Source organism: Actinokineospora enzanensis DSM 44649 (assembly GCF_000374445.1).
GTDB classification, from domain to species: Bacteria; Actinomycetota; Actinomycetes; order Mycobacteriales; family Pseudonocardiaceae; genus Actinokineospora; species Actinokineospora enzanensis.
Window position 1 is genome coordinate 1 of record NZ_KB894475.1, and the last position, 7,698, is coordinate 7,698.

General features: G+C 71.8%; 6 protein-coding genes. 4 read left to right on the forward strand and 2 right to left on the reverse strand.

Features of this window, described 5'->3' with window-relative positions; translation table 11 throughout:
* Positions 1-47: 47 nt before the first annotated feature.
* A complete protein-coding gene (locus C503_RS0136790; RefSeq protein WP_018687192.1) occupies positions 48-1,265 on the reverse strand; it encodes an NAD(P)/FAD-dependent oxidoreductase in 1,218 nt (405 codons plus the stop codon).
* A gap of 178 nt (positions 1,266-1,443) precedes the next feature.
* Between C503_RS0136790 and C503_RS0136795 the strand changes: the two genes are divergently transcribed.
* Positions 1,444-1,668: a hypothetical protein gene (locus C503_RS0136795; RefSeq protein WP_018687193.1), complete on the forward strand. Its 225-nt coding sequence runs from the start codon at positions 1,444-1,446 to the stop codon at positions 1,666-1,668.
* A 7-nt stretch (positions 1,669-1,675) separates the two neighbouring features.
* On the opposite strand, the gene C503_RS0136800 is transcribed toward C503_RS0136795, so the two are convergent.
* Complete coding sequence (locus C503_RS0136800; protein ID WP_018687194.1) at positions 1,676-2,944, reverse strand: multidrug effflux MFS transporter; 1,269 nt, start codon at positions 2,942-2,944, stop codon at positions 1,676-1,678.
* Positions 2,945-3,242: 298 nt separating this feature from the next.
* Between C503_RS0136800 and C503_RS43980 the strand changes: the two genes are divergently transcribed.
* The 3 genes from C503_RS43980 to C503_RS0136820 all read left to right on the forward strand — a co-directional run bounded on the left by C503_RS43980 (position 3,243) and on the right by C503_RS0136820 (position 7,304).
* Complete coding sequence (locus C503_RS43980; RefSeq protein WP_051115039.1) at positions 3,243-5,573, forward strand: tetratricopeptide repeat protein; 2,331 nt, start codon at positions 3,243-3,245, stop codon at positions 5,571-5,573.
* A 90-nt stretch (positions 5,574-5,663) separates the two neighbouring features.
* Positions 5,664-6,137, forward strand: coding sequence for a hypothetical protein (locus C503_RS46600; protein ID WP_018687195.1), 474 nt, complete (start codon positions 5,664-5,666; stop codon positions 6,135-6,137).
* A gap of 15 nt (positions 6,138-6,152) precedes the next feature.
* Complete coding sequence (locus C503_RS0136820) at positions 6,153-7,304, forward strand: lactate 2-monooxygenase (RefSeq protein WP_018687196.1); 1,152 nt, start codon at positions 6,153-6,155, stop codon at positions 7,302-7,304.
* The last annotated feature ends 394 nt before the right edge of the window (positions 7,305-7,698 follow it).

Genomic DNA, 7,698 nt, shown 5'->3' on the forward strand with positions numbered 1-7,698 from the left:
CACGCCGTGGACCCGCCGATACACGGCCGACGTTCTGGGTCGCACCACTAGGCCAGATCCGCCAAGCTGCCCGTGCGCAGGTCATCCGCGCTGACCGTGGATTGCTTGTCCACCAATGCCTGCAACGCGTCGCCGTCGTCCCACGAGTTCACGTTCATCGCGCCCTGGACCCGGCCTTCCCGCGTCCAGAAAGCGATGAACTCCCGGGCCGCGATATCACCGCGGATGACCAGCTCGTCCAGTTCCGGATCGAACAGCCCGCGCACCTCCAGACCGAGGTCGTACTGGTCGGAGAAGAAATACGGGCTCGACGAATACGGTTCGGCCGCCCCGATCAGGCTTCCCGCCACCGTCGTGCCCTGGTCCTTCGCATTCGCCCAGTGCTCCACGCGGACGCGTTTGCCGTAGCGGGGGTGCAGGTGGGCGGCGATATCGCCGATCGCGAACACGTCCGGGGCCGAGGTGCGCAGGGTCGCGTCGACCGCGACGCCGCCCGTCTCGGCGATCTCCAGGCCCGCCGCCTCGGCCAGCTCGACGCGGGGGGACGCGCCGACGCCGACCACGACCACGTCGGCGTCGAGGGTCGTGCCGTCCGCCAGGCGCACGCCGGTGACGACGCCCTCGGTGCCGGTGAACTCCGCGACGCCGACGCCCAGGTGCCAGGTGACGCCCTCGGCGGCGTGGACGTCGCGGAAGAACTCGCCGATGCGGGGGCCCAGGGTGCGGTGCAGGGGGAGCGGGAGCGGTTCGACCACGTGCACGGTGGCGCCGTGCTTGCGGGCCGCGGCGGCGACCTCGCAGCCGATCCAGCCCGCGCCGACGATCACCACGCGGGCGTCGGCGGTGAGCTCGGCGCGGAGGGTGAGCGAGTCCTCCAGGGTGCGCAGGGTGTGCAGGTTGGCCAGGTCGGCGCCGGGGATCGGCAGCCGCCGCGGCTGCGAGCCGGTGGCCAGTACGAGCCGGTCGTAGGGGTGGGTGCCGCCCTGGTCGTCGAGCACGGCGCGCTCGCCGAGGCGCAGTTCGGTGACCGTGGTGCCGGTGCGCAGGGCGATGTCGCCGTAGAAGTCGTCCTCGTGCACCCAGTCGGGCTCGTCGGTGTCGCCCAGCAGGATGCCCTTGGACAGCGCCGGTAGCTCGTAGGGACGGTTGGGGTCGCGGCCGATCAGGGTGATCTCGCCGGGGTAGCCGCGTTCACGCAGCGAACCCGCGGTGCTGGCGCCCGCGAGCCCGGTGCCGACGATGACGATGCGGTGTGGCTCAGCCATGCCTGGGATTCCCCCACTCCTGTAGTGAAGCCGGCGTGTGCGCAACGTTAGTCGTCAACGACCTGCCGCGCGCCCCCGGAAAATCTTGAGATCACATCACCTTTCCCGTCACGGGTCGTTACCGTCCCCGTCACCACTGATGGAGAGAGACGACCCGAAAGTGGTCAGGGTGCGAGAGGTGGGTGCGGTGAACAGCCACAGGGAGTGGTCGGTCAACTGTCGCGACATCGCGGGGCGCAAGCGCGATGTGACGGTGTTCGTGCGGCAGGGGCAGGTCGTGCTCGTCGCGCCGCCCGGCGAGACCGCGATCCTGTCGCCGCTCGACGTGGGCAGGCTGCGGGCCGCGCTGCGTGACGCGGTGATCGACGCCTCGGTGGAGCCCACCCCGGACGGCCACCGCTGAATGGCCCCTACCGGCCGTGATCGGCTTTGGCGGGTTCGGCGACCGGTTCGGCGCCGAGCCCGCCGCCCAGCCCGGCCTCGGCCGGGACCGCCGCGGGTCCGGTCAACCGCGGCGCGGCCGGGCGCAGCACCGCGAACAGCACGATCCCCGTGCACGCCAGCACCGCGATCACGATCGCCATCGGCAGCGCCGTCTGCCCGCCGCCCAGTCCGACCAGCGGCGAGGTGATCCCGCCGATGACGAACTGCAACACCCCCAGCAGCGCGGACGCCGCGCCCGCGTTCTCGCCGTGGTCGGCCAACGCCAGCGCGGTCGAGTTCGGGCTGACCATGCCCACGCACACCACGGACACGAACAGCGCCGCGAGCAGGAACGGCAGCGGCAGCGCGAACGCCACCGACGCCAGCACGCCGAGCCCGCCCACCGCGGCCACGACCAGCGCCGACACCAGCAGCACCCGCGGCGCGAACCAGCGCAGCAGCAGCGAGTTCAACTGCGACACCAGCATGATCCCGAGCGCGTTCCCGGCGAACACCAGGCTGTACTCCTGCGGGCTCATCCCGTGGATGTCCTGCAGCACGAACGACGACCCGGCGATGTAGGCGAACATCGCCCCGCCCACGAACCCCGCCGCGGCCGCGTACGCGAAGAACGACCGCTCGGTGCCGATCTTCACGTAGGTGCGCAACGTACGGCGCAGCTGCGGCCTGCCCCGGTACTCCGGCGGCAGCGTCTCGGGCAGGAAGAACACCACCACGGCCAGCAGCACCGCGCCGAACGCGGCCAGCGCGACGAAGATCCCCTCCCACGAGGTCCACCGCAGCAGCTGCCCGCCCACGATCGGCGCCAGCAGCGGCCCCAGACCGTTGACCAGCATCAACGCCGAGAAGAACTTGGCCATCGCGGCCCCGGAGAACATGTCCCGCACGGCCGCGCGGGCGATCACCACCCCCGCCGCCGCGCTCAGCCCCTGCGCCAAACGCAAGGCCGCCAGCGCGTACACCGACGGTGCGACCACGCACGCCACCGAGCTGGCCGTGTACAGCGCCAGCCCGACCACCAGCGGGCCGCGCCTGCCGAACGAGTCCGACAGCGAACCGGCCACCGCCTGGCCAACCGCCAGACCGATCATGAACGTGGTCAGCGTCAGCTGTACCTGGGACGGCCCGGTGTGCAGCCGCTCGGCCAGCTCCGGGAACGCGGGCAGGTACATGTCGATCGACAGCGGACCGAACGCCGACAGCCCGCCCAGGATGAGCGCCAGGCGGACCTGCATGGATCGGGACGGAGCGGACACCGATCCAGTCTAAGAACGACGGGGCACGAAACATCCGGCGATAGGACGAAGGCCACTGTCACGATCCACTGACCGCCACAGTGCGGCCACGAGGTTGCGCGCTCTCGAAAGTGGGAACAACCATGCGGCCAGATGGGTGTGGTTGGCGGTGAACGGGTGAGACTGATCACCTGGGCGGAGGACACTGGTGTTGCCTTTGGTGACCGGTCACGCGGGTCGTGCCGAATGTCGCCCAGAGGCTTGACACACTGGGGGCGAGACGGGGCGGGAGGGTGCCATGACCGAGCCGATCGACGCGGTGCTGGTGGAGGCCGCGCAGCTCACCGCGGTCGGCAGGCCCGCCGACGCGATCGCGTTGCTGCGCCCGGTGCTGGTCGTCCATCCCGACAATCCCGAAGCCTGGTGTCGGCTCGCGGCCGCCCTGCTGGACGCGGGCGACTATCAGCTGTGCCTCGACGCGGCGAAGCGGGCCATCACCCTCGGTGAGCGCTCCTGGGCGCACCGGCTCGCCAGCCTGTCCCTCTCGGAGCTGGGCAGGCACGACGAGGCCGTGGTCTCCGCCCGCGAGGCCGCCCGCCGCGACCCGCAGGACTGGCGCTCCCAGGTCACGCTGTCGGAGGTGCTCGGGCCGCGCTCCCCGCACGAGGCGTTGGCCGCCGCCCGCCACGCGGTGACGATGGCGCCCGAGGTGCCGCGCACGCACGAGATCCTGGGCCTGGCCGCCGACCGGGTGCACGACCAGGACCTCGCCCGCCGCGCGTACACCGACGCACTGCTGCTGGACCCGGGCAATACCGAGGTCCGCGCCAAGCTCGACGGTCTGACCCGCGCGGCACCGGCGCCGGTGCGACCTCCGCGCCGCCGTGGGTTCGCTCGCCGACTCAGTGACTCAGGTGAGTGGGCGCAGCCCGCGCGTGAGCGGTGGAACGAGCGGGTGCTGGGGCGACGGCCGGAGGCGGAGCCGCGACCGGACGAGCCGGGGCGGCACGGGGACGCGTCGGAGGAGCTGCTGATCGCGTCCGGCACGGGCGTGGCCTCGCCGCTGCTGGACGGTGCGTCCGACCCGGTCGCGGGCAGGGCTGTCGTGGACGCGGCTTCCGCGTCCGCCGGTGGGATCGTTCGCGACAACGGTCCGGACAGCGTGGTGTCCGGTGGGGTTGTCGTGGGGGGTGTTGTCGCCGAAGGTGTGGTTGTCGGCGAGAACCGCACGGACGGTGCTGTGCCGGACGGTGTCGGCTCTGGCAGCCTTGGCGCTGCCGCGACCCTCGGGGGCGTGGCTGCCCGCGATGGCCGCTCGGAAGGTGCTGCCGGTATGGACAGTGGCGTGTCCGGTGACGCGGACGCGGGCTCGACGCCGGGCACCGCGGCCCCGACCGCGGATGGCGCTGACGACGGGTCGGTGGCGAAGGTGATCCCCGTGTTGCCACGGCGGATCCGCACGTCGCGGCGGCCCGCGCTGGTGCCCGACCCGCCCGAGCCCGATCTGTCCCAGTCCGACCTGCCCGAGTCTGATCTGTCCCAGTCCGGACCGCCCCAGTCCGGACCGCCCGAGTCCGACCCGCCCGCGCGGAAGGCCCGATCGGGCGCCGTGGGTGTGGAGTCCGGGCAGGATGGCCCGGTGCGAGGTGGCGCCCAGCGGACGGCGGGGGAGAGCGAGGAACGGGCGGCGCGGCCGTGGACGGTGGAGGCCGAGTGGCGGCAGCGCATGTCGTCGGTCTGGCCGGTGCCCGCGGACCCCGACGACGCGGACGAGATCGAGCCGCTGATCGAGGTGCGCGCCGAGCCGCGGCCGGAGACCCGGACCGAGACACGGACCGAGCCGAGGACCGAGACACAGACGGGGACACAGGCGGGGACACGGCCTGGGATGCGGGCCGAGCCGCCGGTGCGGCCGCGTGTGGAGCGGCCGGTGGAGCAGCGGTCCGAGCCGATCACCAAGCCGCTGCGGGTGGCCGACATCATCTCGGCCGGTGCCGAGTCCGACCCGACGGCGGAGATCCCGGCGACCCGGGTGCCCGCGGTCCACGCGCCCGAGGACCGGACCGCCGAGATGGCCACGTCCGGCGCGCCCGCCGAGGAGCGGCCACGGATCGTGCCGGGGCGGCGGCGGCCGAGGCGGCCGGTGCGCGCGTCCCGGGAGCCGGTCGAGCCGGTGAGCGACCCGGGATCGGTGGGGACTGCCGAGCGGAAGATGGTGTTCGGGCGGGCGCAGCGCATCGCCCTGTGGCTGATCATGCGGCGGTCGTCCGGGTGGCTGGCGGTCGGCGGGTTCGTGCTGTGGTTGGCGGGCAGGCCGGACCCGAGCCCGTTGCTTGGTTGGTTCTCGTTGACATTGCTCGTGGTCGTGATCGGCGCGGCGGCCGTGGGATATCGGGCAATTCCGGCAAATAACCGATTGGAACCGCGCGAACTGGCCCGGCGGCTGCCGTTGCTCATGGCCGGGGTGGCCTTGTTGGCGGTCGGCACACTGGCGCTGGCGGTGTGGACCCTGGCCCTCGCACTCGGCGCGGGCGGGACATTCCTGCTGCTCGGGGCGGCCGTGCCCGCGCTCGCCTCGTGGCTGGTGGGCTGGGTGGGGCTCTGGCGGATACGTACGGCGGCCCGATAAAGTTCCCGCCGTCACTCTTCCGGGGGAACCGAGGGTCGGGGCCCTGCGTCGGTAACTCCGGAAACGTCATCTTTCAGCTGGGGGAACTCGGTGCGTGGATTCTGCGGTCTTCTGATCGTTCTCGGCTTCGGCTCGGTGGTGCTGCACTACACCGACGTCCAGTTCCGCCTGCTGATGTGGGCGGAGCCGTGGCAGCCCGGCATCGGCGCGGCCATCGGCGCGGGCGGGGTGCTGATCCTGGTGCTGATCACCGCGTTCAGCAAGAAGCAGGCCCCGAGCCAGCCGCCCGCGCCCGGTCTCGCCCCGCCGCCCGGACAGTCCTACGCGCCCCCGCAGCAGCAGGGCTACCCGCAGCAGCCGATGGCCCCGCAGGGCATGCCCCAGCAGCCGATGATGCAGCAGCCGATGGTTCAGCATGCCCCGCAGCAGCAGGGTTTCGCCCAGCCGGGTGCGCCGGTCCCGCCGCCGCAGGGCTACGGCCCGCCGCAGGGCCAGCCGGGTTTCCCGCCGCCCGCGGGCCAGCCGCAGCAGGGCCAGTGGGGTCCGCAGCAGCCGCCGCGCTAACCGGGGGAGTGGGCAGTGGGCGGTCACGCGCAGTACCAGAACGAGATCTACCTCCAGGGCCTCGCTGACCGCACGCCCCCGTTCACCACGGACAACACCAGACTCGCCGACGTCGCCGGGGCCACCATGGACCCCGGCGCGTTCGGTTATGTGGCGGGTGGCGCGGGCTCCGGCGCCACCACGCGAGCCAACCGCGACGCTTTCGACCGCTGGCGGATAGTCCCGCGCGTGCTGACCGACGCGACCGAGCGGGACCTGTCGGTGACGGTGCTGGGCACGTCGATGCCCGCGCCGGTGCTGCTGGCCCCGGTGGGTGTGCAGTCGATCGTCCACCCGGACGGTGAGCTCGCCACGGCCCGCGCGGCCGCCGCTCTCGACGTCCCCATCGTGCTGTCGACCGCGTCGTCGTTCCCGCTGGAGGACGTCGCGGCGGTGGCGGGGCCGCGGTGGTTCCAGCTGTACTGGCCCAACGAACCTGATGTCTGTGTCAGCCTCCTCCGCCGGGCCGAGGACGCCGGTTACACGACGTTGGTCGTCACCCTGGATACGTGGACATTGGCTTGGCGTCCGCGCGACCTCGATCGGGCCTACCTGCCGTTCCTGCGCGCGACCGGGGTGGCGAACGCGTTCACCGATCCGGCTTTCCTGGCGGGGTTGGCGAAGTCGCCCGAGGAGGACCAGGCGATGGCGATCCTGCGGTGGGTGTCGCTGTTCACGGGGACGGACAAGCGCTGGGAGCAGCTGCCGTTCCTGCGTGAGCACTGGGATGGACCCATTGTCCTGAAGGGCATCCAGCACGTCGCCGACGCGCGGCGGGCCGCCGACGCGGGTATCGACGGGATCGTGGTCTCCAACCATGGCGGCAGGCAGGTGGATGGTGCTGTCGGGTCGTTGGAGATGCTTCCGGAGATCGTCGCGGCGGTGGGGGATCGGATGGAGATCCTGTTCGACTCCGGTGTCCGGACCGGGGCGGATGTGCTGAAGGCCTTGGCCTTGGGCGCGAAGGCCGTGCTGTTGGGCCGTCCGTATGTGTATGGGCTGGGGTTGGCCGGTGAGGAAGGCGTCCGCCACGTGGTGCGCGGGCTGTTGGCCGATCTGGACCTGACGCTGGGCTTGGCGGGCTACCGCTCTCCGGCCGAACTGACCCCCGCCGCACTGCGCGGCTAGTGGGTCGCACCACTAGGTCCGCGGCTAGGCCTTCGGCCCCCGAACCAATTCTACCGGCGGCCACCGACATTCCGGGCTCGCCGGTGATCTTGCCTGTGGACAGCCGACGTTATCCACAAGCAAGATCGCCGCGCGCCGGAAATGTCGGCCGCTCCAGGTAGAATTGACATCAGGGGACCCCTTGCGGGTTGTCCACAACCAAGGCGAGTCATCCACAGGTGTGGCGGGATGCTTGACAGAGCCCGGGTTCGCGCCCATCCACAGGCAAGATCGCCAGCGAGCCTCGATTGTCGGTGGCTGCCACTAGTGGTGCGACCCAGAACGTCGACCATGTCTCGACCCGCCCACGACGTGCCTGACGGCACCGCCGAAACGACCAAGTACATCCAGTACG